Origin of the sequence: Paraburkholderia sp. SIMBA_030 (assembly GCF_046535245.1) — a bacterium.
Taxonomy (GTDB): Bacteria; Pseudomonadota; Gammaproteobacteria; order Burkholderiales; family Burkholderiaceae; genus Paraburkholderia.
In genome coordinates this window covers 116036-137560 of sequence record NZ_JAWRXB010000020.1, presented here as the reverse complement: position 1 = coordinate 137560, position 21525 = coordinate 116036, and the positions used below count along the sequence as shown (strand labels likewise).

The following is a 21525-nucleotide window of genomic DNA, read 5'->3' as shown; positions in this document are numbered from 1 at the left end:
CGTCAGCGTGTGGCGGTATCCGGGCGCTTGAACGGCCAGCGCTCGAACTCGGAAAGCCGCAACCGGTAACGCGCGACGTTACCCAGATAAAGATGGTCCAGATCCGACTGGATCGCGTCGACGAAAGAAGACAAATCGCCCGCGGTGACGAGATTCTGCGCAAGCGTTTCGATCTCGCCGCGCGTGCCGGCCAAGCCGCCGCGAATCACCTCCTGCACCACCTGTATCAACGCATTGCGATACTTGAGCCGGAATGCGTCCGGCTCGCCGATCGATTGTCGAATCGCCAGATAGCGTCGACACGAACGCTCGTAGGCCCAGATGAAAACATCGCGCAGCAGCTCGACGCGATTGGTTTCGTACACGCCGAGCGTACCTTCGATATAAGCCTTCTCGGGTACGTCGACAAACGACAGCGGACAGAGATTCTGCCGGATCAGCGGGATGTTCGCGGTCAGACGCGAGACCCGTTTGTTGACGTCTTCGAATGGCTGCAGGTACGGCAGGTGCACCATGCCGAAGAAAGCCTGCTCGAATGGATCGTCGATTTGCGCCGCCTTGTTCAGCAGCGCCTCGAAGCATTCCGCGATCTGCTGCGGCACGGCAAGCGGAAAAAACACGGTGCCGCTGATCTCCACTTCGCGCGCGCGCAAACGGCCGCTGGCGAACGGGTCCGACATCAGGTTATCGGAGAGAATCGCGTGGAGGTTCAGCACGGTGAAACGGTTGAAGCCAACCTCGTCGGCGCTCTCGACAATCATCTCGATCGCGGCCTTGTGGTTGAGGATCATCTGCGTTTCCTGGGCGTCCTTGCCTTCCGCGATTTGCCCTTGCTCGATCAGGCGCACGGTATCCAGCCGCGTATAAGTGTTGCCCTCGAGCCGCGACGATGCCCACGACAAATCGATCAGAAGCCTGCTCATGATGTCGCGCGCGTAGGTGCCGGCCGGCCGCGCGTCCGCCGACGTGCGGCCCCACTCATGCAGGCGTTCGCGCTGCGCCTGGGATAGGTAAGCGTCCTGATTGGGACGGTAGCGTTCGAGAAATGCGCGGTTGTAGCCGACCGGCCGGCGCTCGTGCAGCGGCTTGTTCACCTCCGCGCGAACTTCCAGGCCTGCGGTCGACACAGGCACGTAGGCTTCGCCTGCGGTGCTGGCGCTTGTGAGAGCCTGGGAAGGAGAAACGGCCTCGCTTGAAGCGGAAATCCGCTTATAAGCGACCGCTCTGCCGCCGCCTTCCGAGGTAATCCGGCCGGCTTCCAGCAACGCATCAAGACGGCGTTGCAACGTGCGGCGCGGCATCGGATGCCGGCGTGCGGCAAGTGCCGCGGCAAGCGCGCGGGCGCCCTGCCCCTCAACGCTTGCGGCGATGAGTTGCTCGATCAGATCCAGTTCCTGTTTGATGCCGTTGCTGTTCATATGCGCCGCCGGGAAGTCGATGTGGCGCGATTACCCCTATTCACGCCACTTTTCTCATTGAATTGTGGCACAAATCGGATTATTCGCGCCACTTTCAAGTAAAAAGTGGCTCGAATAGGGTCTTTCTCGACAAATCTTCAGGAAAAGTGGCGCGAATAGAAATCCAATCGACTGGCGTCCGGCCGCCGGGGGGAAGCGGCAAGCCGCCCACGCAAAGCACTCAAGCATTCCACCTCACCAACGACCATTGCTGCGCATCATCGTCCCTATGTAGCCAGACGATTCCAGGCATCTCCAGCGACCACCGCAGACAGTTCTCCACCGGCACGTCCAGCACCAGCGATGCGATCACGCGAATCACGCCGGCATGCGTGACGACATACGCCGGCGTCAACTCGCGCGTCTGCGCGAATGCCTCGAACCACGCGCGCACCCGCGAGACGAATTGCGCGACGCTTTCGCCGCCATGCGCGCGCGCGTGTTCGAAGTTCGCCGCCCACTCGTCCAGCAACGCACGATCGATCGCGTCCCAGCGCTGCTGCTCCCAGGCACCGAAGTTCATTTCTTTCAGACGGTCGTCGTGACTGAGCGCGCAGCCGAACTCGTTCGCCATCACCTCGGCCAAGGTCGCGCAACGCGTCAACGGACTCGACATCAAGACGCGCGGTGGCGGCACCTGCAAAGTCGCGAGTTTCAAGGCAAGCGCGCTGGCGCAAACCTCTACATCCCCGGCAAGCGCTACGTCGCTTTGGCCATAACACACGCCCGCATCGAGCGCGACAGCGGGATGACGGATCAGGACGATATCCATGCGAGCCCCACGAGGTAGATGCTCAATTCAAAAATCTGTTGAGCGAAGCCCAGGCAGTCGCCGGTGTACCCGCCGATGCGTCTGACGAAATAACGGCCCATCGCAAAACGCAGCATCGCCAGGACGGCGAGTGTCACGCAGGCAAACCGCCAGTCGGGCCAGTCAGGCCAGAACAGCCACGGCAAACCGAACGCCGCGGCACAGCTCAACGCGGTCGCGCTCAAGCGTTGCGCGACCGGTTTGGCCTTGCCTTCGGCACGCACATAGTCGAGTGTGGCGAGATAGCTGATCGCGCAGACGCGGCTGGCCGCATGAGCCGCAATCATCAGACTTGCCGCGCGCATCGGCGGCATGGCGGCGAGCGTTTGCCACTTCAACGCAAGCGCGATCACGAGCGCGATAGCCCCGAATGCGCCAATCCGCGAATCGCGCATGATGCGCAACACATCGTCGCGCGCATAGGCGCCACCGAACGCATCGACGCAATCGGCCAGACCGTCTTCGTGAAACGCGCCGGTGACGACGAGCGACGCAGCCATCGACAGCAGCACCGCCACGCCCGCCGGAAAGACCCGCAACGCCGCGAGATAGACCAGCGCGCTCGAGCCGCCGATCAACACGCCGACAAGCGGAAAATAGCGCGCCGCCGCGTTCAGATAGTGCGGCTCATAGCCGACCCAACGCGGCACCGGCACGCGCGTGAAATAGCCGAGCGCCGTGAAGAAGTAGCGCAGTTCCGCGAGCGGATTCATGAGCGGAGCGGGCCTGCGAGTTTGCGAGGCCACTGATCGCGAGGCTGCTTATGCATCGCGATCGGCGACGCCGGCCGATTCGAAACTCGCCATCTCGCCGACGAACGCGGCCGCCGCGCGCAGCAACGGCACCGCGAGCGCCGCACCGGTGCCTTCGCCGAGACGCATATCGAGCGACAACAACGGCAGCGCGCCGAAATGGTCGAGCATGCGCCGATGCCCCGCTTCGTTCGACGCATGCGCGAACACGCAATACTCGCGCACGTTGGGCTCGAGCGCGTCGGCGACCAGCAACGCCGCGGTCGCGATGAAGCCGTCGACCAGGATCGTCATACGCGCTTCGGCGGCGGCGAGATACGCGCCTGCCATCATCGCGATTTCGAAGCCGCCGAAGGTGGCGAGCACGTCGAGCGGATCCGTGGATACGGCGTGACGCGCGAGCGCCGACGCGAGCACGTTGCGCTTTTTCGCGAGCCCCGCGTTGTCGAGACCCGTGCCGCGGCCGACGCATTCGTCGATCGGCACACCGCACAGTCGGCTCATCAAACACGCGGCCGACGACGTATTCGCAATCCCCATCTCGCCGAAGCCGATGACGTTGCTGCCGAGCGCTGCGTGATGCCGCACGCGAGCAGCGCCCGCCTGCATCGCTGCCAGCGCTTCGTCGCGCGTCATCGCGGGTTCGTGCGCGAAGTTGCGGGTGCCGGCCGCGACCGGAATGTCGGTCAGACCTTCAGTAGACGGCAACGGTGTCGCGATCCCCGCATTGACCACTTCGAGTTCGGTACCGGCAACGCGGCTCAATGCATTGATCGCCGCGCCGCCCGCGAGGAAGTTGGCGACCATCTGCGCGGTCACGGCTTGCGGATAGGGACTCACGCCTTCATCAGCAATGCCGTGATCGCCGGCAAACACGATCATCGCCGGACGGTCGACCGTGGGACGCGTGGTGCGCTGGATCAAACCCATTTGACGCGCCAACGCCTCGAGCCGGCCGAGGCTGCCGGGCGGCTTGGTCTTGGTATCGATGATGTGTTGCAGTTCGTCGCGCAACGTTTGATCGAGCGGTTCGACCTCGGGCAATCGCAGCAAACCTGGCAAGGAAGTCATAGACGTTTTTCGGGTTTTTCGGAAGAGAGGATGTTTTTTGTGAAGCACTTATAAAGCGCTGATGAAGCGTTTAGCTTGCCCGAGTGTCATCACCGCCGGGCGATTCGTGACGCGAGCGCGACGCCGGAATCAACGCCTCATGCTCGCCGTCGCGAATCAAAATCAACGGATAGCCGAATGCACGGCTTGTCAGCTCGGGCGTCAGCACATCGTGCACCGGCCCGGCATAGGCACCGCCGTCGCCGTCGAGCAGCAGCGCATGCGTCGCGAAGCGGCGCCCGAGATTCAGATCGTGACACGAAAACATCACTGTACGCCGAGGCTCGCGCGCCCAGGCGGTCAACGCGTCGAGGCAATCGATCTGATGATGCAGATCGAGATGCGACAGCGGTTCGTCGAGCAGCAACAACGGTGCTTGCTGGCACAACACCGCGGCCAGCGCGACGCGTTGCCGTTCGCCGCCCGAGAGCGACAGCACGTCGCGCGCGGCGAATTCGGCAAGGCCTAGCGTATCCAGCGCGGCATGCGCGGCAGCGCGATCGGCCTCACGCTCCCAGCCCCAGCCGGTCAGATGCGGAAAGCGGTTGAGCGTTACGATATCGAGCACGCTCGCACTGAACGCGTCGTGCGCGCTTTGCGGCATCAAGGCGCGACGCTGCGCGAGCGGCAGCGGCTGCCAGTCGGAAAGACGCATGCCATCGAGTTCGACGTGCCCGGTTGACGGATGCGAGAGGCCGGCGAGCGTCGAGATCAGCGTCGTCTTGCCCGCACCGTTCGGGCCGGCGATGCACCAGATCTCGCCTTCGTAGAACGTATGCGTGAACGCATCGAGCAGCGTTCGCGAGCCGGCGCGCAACGTGACACGTTGCGCGCTGAGCGCGGCATGGGCGGGGTTGGGTGCTTGCATCATCGGCGCCTGCGCAACAGCATCCACAAAAACACCGGCACGCCGACGATCGAGGTAATCACGCCGACCGGCAATTGCGCCGGCGCGATCACGGTGCGCGCGATCAGATCGGCGCCCATCACCGCGACACCGCCACCGAGCGCGGCCGCCGGCAGCAGCATGCGCTGATCGTTGCCGAACGCGAGCCGCAGCGTATGCGGCACCACCAAGCCGACAAAGCCGATGGTGCCGGCCGTCGTCACCGCCGCGGCCGCCGCCAGCGACGCCACCAGATACACGCGCATGCGCAGCGGCATCACCGCGACGCCGAGCGCCTGAGCAGCGGCATCGCCACGCAGCAGCACATTGAGCCGCGGCGCCGCGGGCACGATTGCGATCAGCACGACGAGCAGCGCCGCGAGCGCGGTCCACGGCATCGCGCCGCCGTTGAGGTCGCCGGTCAGCCAGAACAGCATGCCGCGCAGGCGATTGTCGGGCGCAACGTTGAGCAGCAGCGTGATGACGGCGCCCCAACCGGCCGCGATCACCGCGCCGGTCAACAGCAGACGCGGCGATGTATCCTGCGGCTCGCCGCGCCACAACTCGCGGCGCGCCAGGCCGAGCACCAGCAGGATCGACACGAACGCCCCCGCGAACGCGCTTGCATCGACGATCCACCACGCGCAACCGGCGATCATCGCGACGAGGGCAAAAGTCGCCGCGCCGCCCGACACGCCTAACACGTAGGGCTCGGCCAACGGATTGCGCAGCAGCACCTGCAACAACGCGCCGGCTAACGCGAGCAACGCGCCGCACGCGAAGCCGGCCACCGCGCGCGGCAAACGCAGCGTGCGCACGATCTCGCCTGCAAGATCGGCCGACTCGACATGCGACGGCATGAGCGCCGCCAGCACACGCGCGGGCGCGAGCGGCACGCTGCCGAGCGCGAGCGACGCGATCAGCACCGCCAGCGCGAGCACGGCAAGCGCGAGCCAGATCGCGGCCGCGCGCTTCGCGCTCATGACGGGCATCGCCGTCGTGATCATCGGACCCGGGCTGCGGTTCATTCGCGCAATCTCAGGCAAGCGCGCTCGTCACTGCTGCTGCCAACCGACCGTGAGATATGCACCGCGCCGCGGCGAATTATACGAGTAGGCCGTTTCATAGTCCTTGTCCAACAGGTTCTGGATTTGCGCGGCCACGTACCACGCCTTCGTGATGTTGTAGCGCGCCGACAGATTCACCACACCGTAGCCACCCAACTTGCCGCTGCTATCGTCGCGCGGGCCGCTGACGATCCACTCGCCGCCGACACGCCACCCCGCCATGCTGCGATTCACCGCCAGCGACGCGAAACGCCGCGCACGCCGTACGAGGTCGACATCGTTGTCGAGATCGACGGGATTTTGCAGCGTCACCGACGCACGCACATCCGTCTTGCCGAGATGACCGCTCCACGATCCCTCGAGTCCCTGCACTTTCGCATGGCCGACGTTCTCCGCCAGATAGATGCCCGGCGTGACCTGCCGGTAGTCGATCAGATTCGAATAGCGTGTCTGGAACGCGCTCAGGCGCATCACGCCGAGCGCAGTCGACGCGTACTGCAGCGCGGCTTCGATCGAATGACTGCGCTCAGGTTGAATCGACGGATTGCCGCTGATCGGATAGTACAGATCGTCGAAACTCGGCGCGCGAAACGCATCCGAATAGCTTGCGCTCACCTTCCAATGCCCGGTGATGTCGAAGCCGTAGCCGAGATAGTAACTGTTCGCCCCGCCGAAATCGGAATACTGGTCGCGCCGCACGTTGGCCTGAATCTGGCTGCGCCCGAAGCGCCCCGTATAGCCGGCGAAGCCCGAATTCACATGCCGGCCGGGGGCCGCGAACGTATCCGAGTCGAGGCTCTGATCGAGATGCTCATAGCCGACTTGCAGTTTCTGCTGCGCGGCGAGCGCGAAATCGTTCTGCCACGTGTACTGGCGATTGTCGGTATCGAAGCGGCCGTTGTACACGCCGTTGGTGTTCGACACGCTGCGGTCGTCGCCTTCGGCGACGATAAAGTGGCTGGTCCACCAGTCGGTCACCTTGCCGTTCGCGAACACCGACATTTGCCGCACTTTGCTATACAGGTTGTTCAGATCGGTTGGCACGCCGTACGCGTTGTCGTAGCTATTGTTGCCGTTCGACTGGAAATACGTGACGCCTGCGTCCCACCTGTCATTGAACCTGTGACGCAACGAGGCAGAGATGCTCTCGTTCAGATAGCCGTTCGCATTCGGATTTGCGTTGGGCGCCTCAGCCGGATTGAGCGACGAGAAGCCGTCGTCCTTCGAGCGCGCGAGCGAGAGGCTGAAGGTGGTCTTGCCGTCTTTATCCAATGCGCCGTTCAGACCGGCCTGTTGCGTCTGCGTGTGATAGCTGCCGTAGCCCACCGAAAAATTGAAGCGCGGCGGATGATCGCCCCCGTCTTTCGTGAACACCTGCACGACGCCGCCGATCGCACCCGAGCCGTATAACGCGGACACGTTGCCGTTCACCACTTCGACGTGATCGACCTGATCGAGCGGGATCTGCGCGAGTTGCGGCGCACCGAGGCTCACCGAGTCGACCCGCACGCCGTCGATCAGCACCAGCGATTGAGTCGACGATGCACCGCGCAGGAACAGGCTCGCGGTCGAACCAGGGCCGCCCGTGCGCGAGATTTGTGCACCGGGCGCAAGTTGCAGCAGGCCGGGCAAATCGGTCGCGGTCGTGTCGGCGATATCCTGCTGATCGAATAGCGTGGTCTGCGGGATCGTATCGGCGAGCGGCTGCGGCCCGCGCTCGGCGGTGACCACAACGGGCGACAACATCGTGAGAGAAGAACTCGCCGTGCCGGTATCCGACGAACTCACTGAAGAAGAAACTGACGAAGCAGCAGAAGAAGACGCAGCCTCAGCGTGCGCGACGAGCGGCAGGCCCGCAAAGGCGAGCATCGCCGCGCGAGCGATGGGGGACAGCATGGGACGATATTCCTGTGGATAGCGTGCGCGGCCCGCTTCCCCGCAGGCCGATGCGTAACGAGGCGCCCGCGCTTTTTACGAATTTGCGCGGGACGCACCTCTCTCTCTGGCCGGTATCCGGGCTGGCGACACAATCGATCCCACCTTCCCACGCGTGACGCGCAGTGGCACACTCGCATGTCTAGCTTCGAACACACTATCAGGATCGACCTGCATGACGCCATGCGGTCGCTTACCGTTGCGGGGGCAGCGCAGGCTGGCGCGTTCAGGCGAACGTCGCGCCCTGCTTCCCGTTTAACTGCGCGCACTATCGAAAAGCACGCGCGGGCACCAAAGTGCGGCCAGTTTAGGAGCGCCCCCGGGGTCCGTCAAGAATGGTTAATCCGTGCTCGATCGGTTCGGTCAAGTGCAGATTATTGTCCGATGCAGGCGTCGTTTTTCGTCATATGGTCGATAAAAGGCTGCACAAAGCGAGGTTGTTACGTCTCGAAACGAGACAATTGTCGGAACCTGCGACATTCCGCGCTAAAATGCGAGGTCTTTAGAGGACGCAGCACATGCTCACCGAACTCGAAACACTTTCACAAAATATCGGCAAGCTGATTGCGATCAGCCAGCGCCACCATGAAGCGCGACTCGCGCTCGAAGCGCAGCTCGCCCAAACGCGCGCCGAAGCGGAAGCCACGCGTACCGAACTCGCGTTGCTGCGCGAGGAACGCGATGCGCTGCAAGCGGAACGCGACGCGCTGTCGGCGAAGATCGACGACGCACAGGTACGCCTGAATGCGATTCTCGAAAAACTGCCGCGAGCACGCGCGCAGACCGAGCCTGATAATCAGCTCGACCTGCTCGAACCCGAACAGCACGAGGTCGAAGCGGACAGCGCCGCCATCCGCCACGGAGAAAATGCATGACCACCAAGCAGATCGAAGTATCGATTCTCGGCGTGCCGTATCGTCTCGCCTGCTCGCCGGAAACCGAAGCAGCGCTGCTCGAGGCGGTGGCGCGCGTGGATGCCGAAATGTCGAAGATCCGCAATAACAGCAACGTGCGCGGCACGGATCGCATTGCCGTCATGGCTGCGCTGTCGCTGGCATCGGAACTGCTTAAGCTGCAAACGAGCGTGCGACACGGAGAAGCATTTCCCGCTGAAGAAATCCGGCGTACAATGCGCCAAATGAACGAACAACTGGGTACTGTGATCCAGCAGTACAGCATGCAGTAAGTATCTGGTGGCCGGTCCTGAGACCGGCTGCGGATTCAAACAAAATGCATGAGCAAAGACTCAGCAAGTGTTTGAGTTCAATCGGTTTAGCTTCCCTGCCTGGTTCGCCAAGGTCATATATTCCTTGAACCAATGCCATGTGCACGGTTGTGGAAATTTGTAGCACGGGTGTGCGCGTCACTCTGTCTGATGTACCCGAAGTGCTGCTAACTGCGACCAATTCTGAATCCTCGGTTCAGGATGCCGGCCTAGCGGCTAAGGCGGGGACCTTATTTAAACGGCATCGGACTTTGGTTCGGTGCCGTTTTTCTTTGGGCCTCAAGTTTCTTCACGTTTCTTTCGCATCTTCACCTTCCTGACGTTCAATTCGATTCATGCGCTACTGGCTAATGAAGTCCGAACCGGACGAAGCAAGCATCGACCATCTCGCCAATGCACCGCAACGCACGTTGCCGTGGACCGGCGTGCGCAACTATCAGGCGCGCAACTTCATGCGCGACATGATGCAGGTCGGCGACGGCGTGCTGTTCTATCACTCGAGTTGTCCGGAGCCGGGCATCGCGGGGCTCGCGGAAGTGTCGTCCACCGCTTATCCGGATCCGACGCAGTTCGACAAGAAGAGCCCCTACTACGATCCGAAGTCGTCGCAGGAAACGCCGCGCTGGCTGCTCGTCGACGTGGTGTTCAAGAAGAAGATCCCGTTGATTCCGCTTGCCGCGTTGCGCGAGCATGAAGAACTCGCGGACATGCGCGTGCTGGCGAAGGGCAACCGTTTGTCGATCACACCGGTGACCGAAGCCGAATGGCGCTTCATCACGAAACGGCTTGTTTGAAGCTGTATTTGCACGTGCTACGTGTCGTCGCTGCCTCACATGCGAAACAGAAGCAAACCAGGACCCAAACGTTAAAGCTACGTCAAATTGGGGAACCAAGCCGAGGTTACAAGCGCCTAACGGGCTCGCAAACGGGACATGCAAACGCCGTGCCATTGCATCCCCTTCGCTCCAATCGCGCACCTGTTCAAGCAAGGAAGGAGTCCAAGAATGACAAAAAACACTGCACGTGCACTCGCACTCGCTCTTGCGTGCGTGACCCCTGCCGCTCTCGCATTGACGCCTGCCATGGCGCGCGCCCAAAGCATGACGCAAAATCAGCCGGCCGGCGTGCTGTCGCTGAATGCACAGGCAAGCGCGGACGTGCCGCAAGACGTCGTCGATATCACGCTGTTTTATGAGCAACAAGCGAGCGATCCGTCGGCGCTCACGTCAACGCTGAATCAGCACGCCGATTCGGCGCTGCAAAAGGCCAAGGGTGTGAATGGCGTGACCGCGCGCACAGGTTCGTTCTCGATCTATCCGTCGACCGACCGTGACGGCCGCATTTCCGCGTGGCGCGGCCGTACGGAAGTCGTGCTCAAGTCGCACGACTTCGCCGCCGCATCGAAGCTCGCTGGTGAGATGGCATCGATCATGCAGGTCGGCAACGTGCAATTCTCGTTGTCACCCGAAGCGCAGCGCGCTGCCGAACAGAAACTCACCGGCGAAGCGATCAAGTCGTTCCGCGAGCAGGCTTCTTCGTCGGCGCAGGCGTTCGGCTACAGCGGCTATTCGATTCGCGAAGTCAACGTCGCGCACAACGGCGTCATGCCGCGTCCCATGATGATGATGAGCGCACGCGCAATGAGCGCCGACGCGAAGGCCTCGGCACCGCCGATCGAAGGCGGCACGTCGACGGTGACGGTCAATGTGTCGGGCTCGGTGCAGATGAAGTAACGCGTTTTTACGCTGTACGTACCTGCTGCAAAAGAAAACGCCATGGCATGCCGTGGCGTTTTTCATTGGCTACGATCAACCGTAGTGATCAGTTCGCCCCGACCGCCTGAACCTGCTGACGGCGCGCGCGGCGATATGCCCACACCAGCATGACGATGCCCGCGAGAATCATCGGCAGCGAGAGCCATTGGCCCATCGAGAGGCCCATTGCCAGAAGCCCAAGGAAATCGTCCGGCTCGCGCGCGAACTCCACCGTGAAACGTGCAAGCCCGTAGCCGATCAGGAACACCGCCGAGATCGCGCCCATCGGCTTCGGTTTGCGCGAGAAGAAAAACAGCACGAAGAACAACGCGACGCCTTCGAGCGCAATCTCATACAACTCCGACGGATGGCGCGGCAGCATGTGATATTGCGCAAACACTTCGTTCAGATGCCACTGCGCGGCCAGTTGCGGATGCGCGGTAAGCCAGGCAGCGTCATCGGGCGCGGCGCCCGGAAACAGCATCGCCCACGGCGCCGTCGGATCGGTCACGCGCCCCCACAATTCGCCGTTGATGAAGTTGCCGAGGCGCCCTGCCGCGAGCCCCGTCGGCACCATTGGCGCGACGAAATCGGTGACTTGCAGCCACGAGCGCTTGCGTTGATACGCAAACAGCACCATCGCCAGCGTCACGCCGAGGAAGCCGCCGTGAAACGACATGCCGCCTTCCCACACCTTGAAGATGTCGAGCGGATGTGCGAAATAAAAACTCGCTTTGTAGAACAGCACGTAGCCGAGCCGGCCACCGAGAATGGTGCCGATCACGCCGTAGAACAGCATGTCGTCGATGTCCTTGGCGCTCCAGCCTTGCGCGGCGACGTACGGCAAACGCAGACGCAGCCGGCCGACGACGATCGCCGCGATAAACGCGACGAGGTACATCAGTCCATACCAGCGCACAGCGAGCGGCCCCAGATGAATGGCAACGGGGTCGAAATTCGGGTGAATGAGCATCGTGTTGTTATGGGCAGTTCAGGTTCAGAAGCGGATTGTCCAGTAGCGGGCGGCGCGTGCATCGTGCAGCGCATGCATTGGACGTTTCGGCGTCAAATGCGTTCGCAACGCACCTAGCGAGGCGACCCAGGCAACGCAGCACCCTTCGCCTCGACCGTGGCCGCGTGCGCGCGCACGATCTCGATGAAGCCGGCCAACACCGGGCTCACCTCCGCCGTCCGCCAGACGAGTCCCGTCTCGATCGCCGGCACCGACTCGGAGAGCGGCCGGTACACGACGCCGGTGCGGCGCAGATTACGCAACGATTGCGGCACCAGTGCGACACCCATTCCGGCCGACACAAGGCTCACGATCGTCTGCATCTGAATCGCCTCCTGGCCGACCCGGGGCGCGAGGCCCGCCACGCCGTAGCAATCCATAATGATGTCATAAAAGCCTGGCGCCAGACGTCTTGGGAAGATGACGAGCGGCGCATCGGCGACGTCGCGCAGGCTGATCGGCGCGTCCAGCCACTCGGCGTGCGCCTCGGCAGCGCCACCCACACGCGCCGCCATCTCCGACGACATCGCGATCACCAGCGGTTCGCGCGCGATCGGCAGCCATGAGAGCTGGCTAGCATGCCGCGACGGCAGCGGCGCGATCACCAGCCCGGCATCGATGCGCCCGGCCACCAGTTCGTCGATCTGCACGTCGCTGGTCGCTTCGGTCAACTCCAGCCGCACGCGCGGATGATGCGCGCCGAAATCGCGCAGCAACAGCGGCAGCAGGCCGTAATCCGCCGTGGAGACGAACGCCAGCGACAACACGCCCGCCTCGCCGCGCGCCAGACTCTGCGCCAACGGCCGCAGCCCCTCGGCGCTCGCCAGCAGGCGCTGCACTTCGGGCAGCAGATCCGCGCCCACCGGCGTCAATTCGACCGAGCGCTTGGTGCGTGCGAACAGCGCGACGCCGAGCGTCTCCTCCAGCGCGCGAATGGCTTGCGACAACGGCGGCTGCGTCATCGAGAGGCGCGCGGCCGCCCGCCCGAAGTGCTTTTCTTCGGCGACGGTGACGAAATAGCGCAACTGGCGCAGGTCCGGGATGGCAGGCAACATGATTAATACATTTTACGACCTAATCAAGCCTGAATAATATATTGGACACGTGCTTTGCAAAACTGCATCCTTGCGCGACGCGTCGGAACTAAACTGGACTGACGTAGCCGGCGAGCCTCCCGCCGCGCGCGACGCATCGAAACAGCAAAGCGCGCAGCGAACCCGCCGCACCGATCAAAACAAAACAGACTGGAGTTCCCCATGGCATACAACCGTCGTTCGAAGAACATCACGCAAGGCGTGGCGCGTTCGCCGAACCGCTCGATGTACTACGCACTCGGCTATCAGAAGGAAGATTTCGACAAGCCGATGATCGGCATCGCCAACGGTCACTCGACCATCACGCCGTGTAACGCCGGCCTGCAACGCCTAGCCGACGCAGCAGTCGTCGCGGTCAAGGGTGCCGACGCGAATCCGCAGATCTTCGGCACGCCGACCATCTCGGACGGCATGTCGATGGGCACTGAAGGCATGAAGTACTCGCTGGTGTCGCGCGAAGTGATCGCCGACTGTATCGAGACCTGCGTGCAAGGCCAGTGGATGGACGGCGTGGTGGTGATCGGCGGCTGCGACAAGAACATGCCGGGCGGCATGATCGGCCTCGCGCGCATGAACGTGCCGGGCATCTACGTGTATGGCGGCACGATCCGTCCGGGTAACTGGAAGGGGACGGACCTGACCATCGTGTCGTCGTTCGAAGCGGTCGGCGAATTCACGGCAGGCCGGATGTCGCAGGAAGATTTCGAAGGGGTCGAAAAGAACGCATGCCCGTCGACGGGTTCGTGCGGCGGCATGTACACCGCCAACACGATGAGCTCGTCGTTCGAAGCGCTCGGCATGTCGCTGCTGTATTCGTCGACGATGGCCAATCCGGACCAGGAAAAGGTCGACTCTGCAGCCGAATCGGCGCGCGTGCTGGTCGAAGCGGTCAGGAAGGACCTGAAGCCGCGCGACATCATCACGAAGAAGTCGATCGAAAACGCCGTGGCCGTGATCATGGCGACGGGCGGTTCGACCAACGCCGTGCTGCACTATCTGGCGATCGCGCACGCAGCGGAAGTGGAATGGACCATCGAAGACTTCGAGCGCATGCGCAAAAAAGTGCCGGTGATCTGCAACCTGAAGCCGTCGGGCCAGTTCGTCGCGACCGATCTGCATAAGGCAGGCGGCATTCCGCAAGTCATGAAGATTCTGCTCGACGCAGGTCTCTTGCACGGCGATTGCATCACGATCACCGGCAAGACGCTGGCCGAAGAACTGAAGGACGTGCCGAGCAAGCCGCGTGCCGATCAGCAGGTGATTTTCCCGATCGAGAAGGCGCTGTACAAGGAAGGCCACCTCGCGATCCTGAAGGGCAACCTGGCACCGGACGGCGCCGTCGCCAAGATCACCGGCCTGAAGAACCCGGTCATCACCGGCCCGGCCCGCGTGTTCGACGATGAACAAAGCGCGCTGGAAGCGATCCTGGCCGACAAGATCAAGGCCGGCGACGTCATCGTGCTGCGCTACCTCGGTCCGAAGGGCGGCCCCGGCATGCCGGAAATGCTCGCCCCCACGTCGGCGATCATCGGCAAGGGCCTCGGCGAAACCGTGGGCCTGATCACCGACGGCCGCTTCTCGGGCGGCACGTGGGGCATGGTGGTCGGTCACGTCGCACCGGAAGCGTTTGTGGGCGGCACGATCGCATTCGTGCAGGAAGGCGATTCGATCACGATCGATGCGCACAAGTTGCTGCTGCAACTGAACATCGACGATGCCGAACTGGAACGCCGCCGCGCCGCATGGCAAGCACCGAAGCCGCGTTACACGCGCGGCGTGCTGGCGAAGTACTCCGCGTTGGCGCTGCCGGCCAACAAGGGCGCCGTCACGGGCTGATCGTGCATCGAGCGTGCGCAGATTCGCCTCGGTTCGAGGCGGATTAACGCATCGCCCGGCACTATGTAAAAGCTACGTAAAAACTACGTAAAAAACTACATAAGAGCGCAAAGGGGCGTACCGAAAACCGTGCGCCCCTTTCCTTTTATAATGCGTGCACCACGAGTCGGGCACCTGCACCGACGGAGACCATCATGAAATCAATGTCGTATGCAGCGCTTGCGGTGGCCAGCGTGTTGATCGCCGCGTCAGGCGCGGGCAGTTCGGCGCATGCGGAAGCCGCTCAAGGCCTCGCGCTTGCCCAGCAGCAGAACTGCATGAGTTGTCACTCGGTGACGCGTCCAGTCATGGGGCCGGCGCTGCACGATGTCGCCGCGAAATATTCCGGACGCGAAGATGCCGCCACGTATCTGAAGCACAAGATCATGGATGGCAGCACGGGCGTGTGGGGAGCGGTACCGATGCCCGCGAATACGCAACTCACGCCCGATCAGGCGGCCACGCTGGCGAGCTGGGTCTTGACGCTTAAATAAAGACGCTTGAATAAAAAAAGGCGCTCGGATCAAGGCGCACCCTCTTCCTGTTTAATCGCGGCCCGAGCGCCGCGCAATTTCTTCCTCTACCGCTTCACGTACCCAACCGGTCATTTCCGTCTCCAGCGTCAGCGCCACTTCGCGCGTGATCTGGTTGACGAGCCATGCGGTGTGCTCCTGCAACGCAACACGGCAGTGCGCTTCGACAAGGCCACGCCCCTCTCCCGTCAGAAAGCCCGTGAACCGCCCGCGCAGACGTTCGGCGATTGCATCGGCATCGAGATTCGGATGAGCCGGCGCTGGGGCCTCGTGCACGAAATCGGGCGGCACGAGCGCGCCGGCCTCGATCGGCGCACGCGGCTCAGCCCGATCGAACACGCCCGCTGACGGCGCGGCGAATGGGGGCTCGCGCCCGTGCTCCGCTTCACTGGCCTTTGACGACTTATGCGGCTTTTTGGCGCGTGCATGCGGTTCCGGCGCGAGTGTGGGCTCGCTTGCATGCGCGGGTTCCGGTGCAAGGGTCGGTTCTTGCACAAACGTCGGCTCTTGCGCAGTGGCGGGTTCGGGCGCCGGCTGCGTCGACGGTGCGGCCGTATCGCTTTGCGCGTGGCGCGTCTGAGCGGGATCGCCCGGCACGAGAATCTCGTGCAGAACGGGGATCGAATTATCGTGGGGATCGGACACGCGCAACCTCCGTTTGGTGGGTCGAAGCTGAGGCAGACCGCGCACGCGCCGCGTTCGACACGATAAGATGCGACGCGACGCGGAATGAGACCTAGCTGCCTTGCTTGTAGTTGTTCAAAGCATAGCCGCGATCGCGGTAAAACCGATAGCGTTCGCGGCCCGCAGCGAGTTCGTCGTGTGCGTTGCCGACCACTTCCAGCAATCTTTCGAAGCGCGCGAACTGCGCCGGCACCGAAGCGCCGAGATTGAGCAACACCTGATGGTGCGGCACATCGTCGAGATTCGACGCCAGCACGATCGGCGTTTCTCCGGCGAGCGGCGAGCCCGCCATGCAATGCGGCACGAAGTCGAGCGGCGAGAAGGTCCACAGCTGTTCGTCGAAAGCCCGCAAGCGCGGCGGCTCGGCCAGCACGACGGTCGGCTGGCCCGCCTGATACGCCTTGCGGATCAGGCGGCACGCATACAGCAACGAATCGCCGACGTTCGAGTGAAAGTCGATTCTCGTCATCGGCGGCTCCGCTTTGCGTCCACAGCAACTTTACTGCAATGCGTCATTGTGCGGCGCGACCGTCCGCGGCCCGGTCGATCAGGAACTGCGCGAGCAACGGCACCGGACGGCCGCTGGCGCCCTTCGCCGCGCCGCTCTTCCAGGCCGTGCCGGCGATGTCCAGATGCGCCCACGGATACGCTTCGGTGAAGCGCGACAGGAAGCAGGCGGCCGTCACGCTGCCCGCCGGACGGCCGCCGATGTTGGCGAGGTCCGCGAAGTTCGACTTGAGCTGATCCTGATACTCCTCGTCGAGCGGCATGCGCCAAGCCGGATCGGACGCTTCACGCGATGCGTCGAGCAGTTCGCCCGCCAGCGCGTCGTCTTTCGAGAACAAACCGCTGTTGTGATGGCCCAGCGCGATGATGCAGGCGCCCGTCAGCGTGGCGATGTCGATCACGGCTGCCGGCTTGAAGCGCTCGGCATAGGTCAGCGCGTCGCACAGGATCAGCCGGCCTTCGGCATCCGTGTTCAGCACCTCGATCGTCAGGCCCTTCATGCTGGTGACGACGTCGCCCGGCTTGGTGGCGGTAGCCGACGGCACGTTCTCTACCGCCGGAATGATGCCGACGACGTTGATCTTCAGGCCCATTTCCGCGACTGCGCGCAACGTGCCCAACACCGAACCGGCGCCGCACATGTCGTACTTCATCTCGTCCATGCCTTCGCCCGGCTTCAGCGAGATGCCGCCGGTGTCGAACGTGACGCCCTTGCCGACCAGCACCACCGGCGCGGCTTTGGCGGCGCCGCCGTGGTACTGCAGCACGATGAACTGCGCCGGTTCGACCGCGCCGGCCGTGACCGACAGGAACGAGCCCATCTTAAGCGCTTCGCACTGCTTTTCGCCGAGCACTTCGACCTTCAGCTTCCAGTCTTTGGCGAGCTTCTTCGCGGTGTTGGCGAGATAGGTCGGCGTACAGACGTTGCTCGGCAGGTTGCCGAGGTCGCGCGTCAAATCCATGCCGTTGGCAAGCGCAGCGCCCTGCCTGGCGGCGAGCTTGGCGGCCTTCTCGTCGCCGGTATTGACGCTGAAGACGATGCGCTTTAACGCGCGCGCCGCGTTGTCCGGCTTGCTCTTCATCTGCGTGAACTTGTAGGTCAGCTCACGCAGCGCGAGGATCGCGGCGCGCACGCCCCAATCGGCCGAGCGCTCGAGGATCGGCAGTTGTGCGAGCGTAAAGGTGACCTGGACGATCTTGGTGCCCAGCAATGCGCGCCAGGCGGCCCGCACGGCTTCGCCGTAGGCTTTCTGGCTGAAAGCATCCTGCTTGCCGAGGCCGACCAGAAGAACGCGCGAGGCACCGATGCCGGATACTTCGTGCAGGAACAGCGTGGTGCCGGCCTTGCCGTCCATGTCGCCGGCTTTGATGACGCGGGTCAACAGGCCCTTGGTGGCCGCGTCGATTTCCAGCGCAGCGCCCGAGAGCGTTTGCGACTCGAACACGCCAATTACGATGCAATCGGATTTCCCGGTCAGGAAACCGTTTGACGAGCCTTTGGTCCAATCACAGGCTTTTATGCTAAAGTCCATCGCGCTTGTCCTCGGATAAAGTCTGGGCTTAGGATGAAAGCCGCAATTATCCGCTATTTTTCCCGCGGCGGCTGCACCGGGGGCGCGATGGGAAGCAACCCGCGCGCCACTGAGAGCGCCCCCTCTCGTCATCAATAATGATCTTCGAACGCTCCCTCCAGCGCGAACTCGCGTATACGGCTGGTGCCGTGTTCATGGTTCTCCTCACGCTCGTGCTGACGACGATGATGATCCGCATCGTCGGCTTCGCAGCCTCGGGCGAGATCGATCCGCGCGACGTGCTGGTGCTGATCGGCCTGACCGTGATCGGCTATCTGGCGATCATGCTCGTCGCGACCCTGTTCGTGTCGATCCTGTTCGTCCTGACGCGGTGGTACAAAGACTCCGAGATGGTCGTGTGGCTGTCCTCGGGGATCAGTTTGACCCGTTTCATCAAGCCGATCGGTCTTTTCGCCACGCCGATCATCATCCTTATCATGTTCTTCGTGTTCGTCGGCTGGCCGTGGTCGAATCAGCAGAGCAAGCTGATCCGCGCGCGCTTCCAGCAGCGCGACGAGGTCTCGCTGCTGGCGCCGGGCCAGTTCCGCGAGTCGGCCACCAGCCACCGGGTGTTCTTCATCGAAAAGATGTCGCCCGATCAGGGGCACGTCGAGAACGTGTTCGTGACCAGCACCGAAAACGGCAAGGTCAACGTGGTGGTGTCGAAGAACGGCCATACCGAGACGCACAAGAACGGCGATCGCTTTGTGGTGCTGGAAAACGGCCGCCGCTACGACGGCGAACCGGGGCACCCGGATTTCCGCATCATGGAGTTCGAGCGCTATGGCGTGAAGATCCAGAGCCAGCCGGTTGTCAGTACACCGACCACCACCGGCACGCCGACGCTCGATCTGTTCCGCAATCCGACCCGCGAAAACCTCGCCGAATTTGCATGGCGCGCTGGGCTGCCGCTGATCGCGATCAACCTGATGCTGCTGGCGATTCCGCTTGCGCACCAGAACCCGCGGCGCAGCCGCACGATCAATCTGGTGATGGCCGTCCTGATCTATCTGACGTATTCGAATCTGTTGAACGTGGTGCAGTCGTGGATCGAGCAAGGCAAGATATCGTTCGGGGTTGGGCTCGTGAGCTTGCACATCGTGGTGGCGGTGGTCGTCGCGTTCATCTTCTGGCTACGCGTGCGCAATCGGCCGCTGTTCACGCGGGCGATGTTGAGCCGCTCGTCGCAGGGAGCCTGACCGATGCGCATCTATGAAAAGTACTTCGCGCGTCAGGTTTACCTCACGTTCGTCTTTATTCTGTTCGCGTTTTCGGGGCTGTTCTTCTTCTTCGACCTGATCAACGAACTGAACTCCGTCGGCCACGGCAACTACAAGTTCCAGTACGCGGTGCTGCGCGTCGCGTTGCAGACACCGTCGCGTTTCTACGAAATCATTCCGGTGGCTGCGCTGATCAGCGCGATCTACGTGTTCGCGCAGATGGCGGCGAACTCCGAGTACACGATTTTCCGCGTGTCGGGCCTCGCGACCAATCAGGCGCTGCGCTCGCTGCTGAAGATCGGCATTCCGCTGGTGTTCCTGACCTACGTGATCGGCGAAGTAGTCGGTCCGTACACGGATCAGTTGTCGGAGCGCGTACGGCTGGAGGCGCTGGGGTCGTCGGTATCGAGCAATTTCGAGTCGGGCGTCTGGGTGAAGGACACGCTCACCGCGCGCGCGGACGGCGAGCAGGTGACGCGCTTTGTGAACGTCGGCGAGTTGAGGCCCGACGCGACCATCAGCAACGTGCGGATTTACGAGTTCGATTCGCAGTTCCGGCTCTCGAACGTGCGAATTGCGAAAAGCGGCACGTACCAGCCGCCGGGGCATTGGCGCCTGACCGGCGTGACCGATACGCAGTTGCTCGACGTCCCCCCTCCTCCCGGCACCCCGGCTGATGCGTTGAATCCGGTGTATCGGGCGAAGCAGGTGGTATTGCCCGAGTATTCGTTGCGCTCGGAACTGACGCCGCAGATTTTGTCGGTGCTGCTGGTGTCGCCTGACCGGATGTCCATGTTCAACCTGTTCCGCTACATCCAGCATTTGACCGAGAATCACCAGGACACCCAGCGGTATGAGATTGCGCTGTGGCGCAAGCTGTTGTATCCGTTTGCGGTATTCGTGATGCTGGTGTTGTCGTTGCCGTTTGCGTATTTGCATACGCGGGCCGGCGTGGTTGGTGTGAAGGTTTTCGGCGGGATTATGCTGGGGATGAGTTTTCAGCTGTTCAATACGCTGTTCTCGCATATCGGCACGTTGAATACCTGGCCGGCGCCTTTGACTGCGGCTACGCCAGGGTTGGTGTATCTGGTGCTGGGGCTGGTTGGGTTGAAGTGGGTGGATCGCCATTAGGAGCCTTTGTCATGGCTACACATGGGATGGTGTTGTTCGCGCATGGCGCGCGAGATGTTCGTTGGCGCGAGCCGTTTGAGAGGTTGGCCGATAAGGTTCGCGGTAGTGCTGCCGCTGGGCCGGTTTTGCTGGCTTTTCTCGAGTTGATGGAGCCTGATCTGCCTACAGCTGTGGGGGCGCTTGTCGCCGACGGGTGTTCTGCTGTTACCGTCGTGCCTGTGTTTTTTGGGCAAGGTGGGCACGTCAGGACGGATTTACCTGCGGTGATCGAGCGCTGTCGCGGGTTGTATCCCGCCGTTGAGATCAAGTGCGCCACTGCCGTCGGCGAGGATGATTCTGTTCTCGATGCAGTGGCTAGTTATTGCCTTCGGCAGGTTTAAGTTTTTTTTGCGCGTAGCGCCTGGCTGGGTTGTGTGCCTGCGGTGTTGGCCTTTCCTTGCTTGGTTATTGGTCTATTAGCGTTCCCCCTGTGCGGGGGAGCACCTACTTTTCTTTGCCTGCCGCAAAGAAAAGTAGGCAAAAGAAAGCGGCTCAAACCGCTAACTCTTAAGCGGGTCTCCTGGCTTGGAGGGGTTAGTGGAGCATCTGGAATCGGTGCTCCCGCACACTCCGCGCCAGTGACAAGGCAGTCATACTTCCGGCGGCGCTGCGCGCGCCGTGGCGGTACTTCATAAAACCATCGGTTCTCTTCGCGCTTGCGCGTCGGCTAAGCGCGGACGTTCAGTTGCATGTAGTTGCGCGACTCGCGGCTGGGTAGTCGGGCGCGCCTCAGCAGTACTTCAAAAAATCACCGGTTTTTTGGCACCTCGCCGAGGCGAAGCCGATGGCCCCCACCGCACGCAAGCGAAGCCACTGGTGTGCTGGCAGACCGTTCCGGCGAGCACGCAGTGCGAGGCGGGAA

At 62.6% G+C, this 21525-nt stretch carries 21 protein-coding genes, 1 other RNA gene and 1 riboswitch; of the genes, 10 read left to right on the top strand and 12 right to left on the bottom strand.

What is annotated here, in order from left to right; genetic code table 11:
• Nucleotides 1–2 precede the first annotated feature (2 nt).
• From SB772_RS29910 to SB772_RS29880, 7 genes are all read right to left on the bottom strand, one after another.
• Nucleotides 3–1418: a Fic family protein gene (locus SB772_RS29910; RefSeq protein ID WP_410836758.1), complete on the bottom strand. Its 1416-nt coding sequence runs from the start codon at nt 1416–1418 to the stop codon at nt 3–5.
• Between the two features lie 220 nt (nt 1419–1638).
• Nucleotides 1639–2229, bottom strand: coding sequence for an alpha-ribazole phosphatase (gene cobC / locus SB772_RS29905; RefSeq protein ID WP_410836757.1), 591 nt, complete (start codon nt 2227–2229; stop codon nt 1639–1641).
• A complete protein-coding gene (locus tag SB772_RS29900; protein ID WP_410836756.1) occupies nt 2214–2981 on the bottom strand; it encodes an adenosylcobinamide-GDP ribazoletransferase in 768 nt (255 codons plus the stop codon). Before SB772_RS29900 ends, cobC begins: the two co-directional genes overlap by 16 nt.
• A 48-nt stretch (nt 2982–3029) precedes the next feature.
• Nucleotides 3030–4091 carry a nicotinate-nucleotide--dimethylbenzimidazole phosphoribosyltransferase gene (cobT, locus tag SB772_RS29895; protein WP_410836755.1) on the bottom strand — a complete coding sequence of 354 codons (1062 nt, stop codon included), beginning with the start codon at nt 4089–4091 and terminating at the stop codon, nt 3030–3032.
• Nucleotides 4092–4161: 70 nt separating this feature from the next.
• Nucleotides 4162–5001, bottom strand: coding sequence for an ABC transporter ATP-binding protein (locus tag SB772_RS29890; protein WP_410836754.1), 840 nt, complete (start codon nt 4999–5001; stop codon nt 4162–4164).
• Nucleotides 4998–6044, bottom strand: a complete 1047-nt coding sequence (locus SB772_RS29885; protein WP_410836753.1) for a FecCD family ABC transporter permease — start codon at nt 6042–6044, stop codon at nt 4998–5000. The genes SB772_RS29890 and SB772_RS29885 overlap by 4 nt, the downstream gene beginning before the upstream one ends.
• A gap of 27 nt (nt 6045–6071) precedes the next feature.
• Nucleotides 6072–7979 carry a TonB-dependent receptor domain-containing protein gene (locus SB772_RS29880; protein WP_410836752.1) on the bottom strand — a complete coding sequence of 636 codons (1908 nt, stop codon included), beginning with the start codon at nt 7977–7979 and terminating at the stop codon, nt 6072–6074.
• 90 nt (nt 7980–8069) lie between these two features.
• A riboswitch (cobalamin riboswitch) is annotated at nt 8070–8329 on the bottom strand.
• A gap of 207 nt (nt 8330–8536) precedes the next feature.
• Here SB772_RS29880 and SB772_RS29875 point away from each other — a divergent pair.
• The 5 genes from SB772_RS29875 to SB772_RS29855 all read left to right on the top strand — a co-directional run bounded on the left by SB772_RS29875 (nt 8537) and on the right by SB772_RS29855 (nt 10976).
• A complete protein-coding gene (locus tag SB772_RS29875) occupies nt 8537–8893 on the top strand; it encodes an ATPase (RefSeq protein ID WP_410836751.1) in 357 nt (118 codons plus the stop codon).
• The gene (locus tag SB772_RS29870) at nt 8890–9204 is read left to right on the top strand and encodes a cell division protein ZapA (RefSeq protein ID WP_410836750.1); all 315 of its coding nucleotides are present in this window, start codon (nt 8890–8892) and stop codon (nt 9202–9204) included. The genes SB772_RS29875 and SB772_RS29870 overlap by 4 nt, the downstream gene beginning before the upstream one ends.
• An 89-nt stretch (nt 9205–9293) precedes the next feature.
• A non-coding RNA gene (gene ssrS, locus SB772_RS29865) (6S RNA) lies at nt 9294–9475 on the top strand.
• 103 nt (nt 9476–9578) lie between these two features.
• Entirely contained in the window at nt 9579–10037 is a 459-nt protein-coding gene (locus SB772_RS29860) for an EVE domain-containing protein (RefSeq protein ID WP_410836749.1), read from the top strand.
• A gap of 210 nt (nt 10038–10247) precedes the next feature.
• Nucleotides 10248–10976 (top strand): SIMPL domain-containing protein, encoded by a 729-nt coding sequence (locus tag SB772_RS29855; protein WP_410836748.1) that lies wholly within the window; start codon nt 10248–10250, stop codon nt 10974–10976.
• An 88-nt stretch (nt 10977–11064) separates the two neighbouring features.
• On the opposite strand, the gene lgt is transcribed toward SB772_RS29855, so the two are convergent.
• On the bottom strand, nt 11065–11970 hold the full coding sequence (lgt, locus tag SB772_RS29850; protein ID WP_410836747.1) for a prolipoprotein diacylglyceryl transferase: 906 nt from the start codon (nt 11968–11970) through the stop codon (nt 11065–11067).
• A 113-nt stretch (nt 11971–12083) separates the two neighbouring features.
• A complete protein-coding gene (locus SB772_RS29845; RefSeq protein WP_410836746.1) occupies nt 12084–13064 on the bottom strand; it encodes a LysR family transcriptional regulator in 981 nt (326 codons plus the stop codon).
• A gap of 201 nt (nt 13065–13265) precedes the next feature.
• Here SB772_RS29845 and ilvD point away from each other — a divergent pair, with 201 nt between their 5' ends.
• Together ilvD and SB772_RS29835 are read left to right on the top strand one after the other, a co-directional pair.
• Nucleotides 13266–14939: a dihydroxy-acid dehydratase gene (ilvD, locus tag SB772_RS29840; protein WP_410836745.1), complete on the top strand. Its 1674-nt coding sequence runs from the start codon at nt 13266–13268 to the stop codon at nt 14937–14939.
• Nucleotides 14940–15133: 194 nt separating this feature from the next.
• Entirely contained in the window at nt 15134–15472 is a 339-nt protein-coding gene (locus SB772_RS29835; protein ID WP_410836744.1) for a c-type cytochrome, read from the top strand.
• Nucleotides 15473–15523: 51 nt separating this feature from the next.
• Here SB772_RS29835 and SB772_RS29830 read toward each other — a convergent pair whose 3' ends face one another.
• From SB772_RS29830 to SB772_RS29820, 3 genes are all read right to left on the bottom strand, one after another.
• Nucleotides 15524–16156, bottom strand: coding sequence for a DUF2486 family protein (locus SB772_RS29830; RefSeq protein ID WP_410836743.1), 633 nt, complete (start codon nt 16154–16156; stop codon nt 15524–15526).
• Nucleotides 16157–16247: 91 nt separating this feature from the next.
• Nucleotides 16248–16664, bottom strand: coding sequence for a DNA polymerase III subunit chi (locus SB772_RS29825; RefSeq protein ID WP_410836742.1), 417 nt, complete (start codon nt 16662–16664; stop codon nt 16248–16250).
• A 43-nt stretch (nt 16665–16707) separates the two neighbouring features.
• Nucleotides 16708–18234, bottom strand: a complete 1527-nt coding sequence (locus SB772_RS29820; protein ID WP_410836741.1) for a leucyl aminopeptidase — start codon at nt 18232–18234, stop codon at nt 16708–16710.
• A gap of 137 nt (nt 18235–18371) precedes the next feature.
• On the opposite strand from SB772_RS29820, the gene lptF reads away from it, so the two are divergent.
• The 3 genes from lptF to SB772_RS29805 are packed head-to-tail and all read left to right on the top strand — an operon-like array spanning nt 18372 to nt 21004.
• On the top strand, nt 18372–19472 hold the full coding sequence (gene lptF / locus SB772_RS29815) for an LPS export ABC transporter permease LptF (protein WP_410836740.1): 1101 nt from the start codon (nt 18372–18374) through the stop codon (nt 19470–19472).
• A gap of 3 nt (nt 19473–19475) precedes the next feature.
• On the top strand, nt 19476–20624 hold the full coding sequence (gene lptG / locus SB772_RS29810; protein ID WP_410836739.1) for an LPS export ABC transporter permease LptG: 1149 nt from the start codon (nt 19476–19478) through the stop codon (nt 20622–20624).
• Nucleotides 20625–20635: 11 nt separating this feature from the next.
• A complete protein-coding gene (locus SB772_RS29805) occupies nt 20636–21004 on the top strand; it encodes a sirohydrochlorin chelatase (RefSeq protein ID WP_410836738.1) in 369 nt (122 codons plus the stop codon).
• Nucleotides 21005–21525 lie beyond the last annotated feature (521 nt).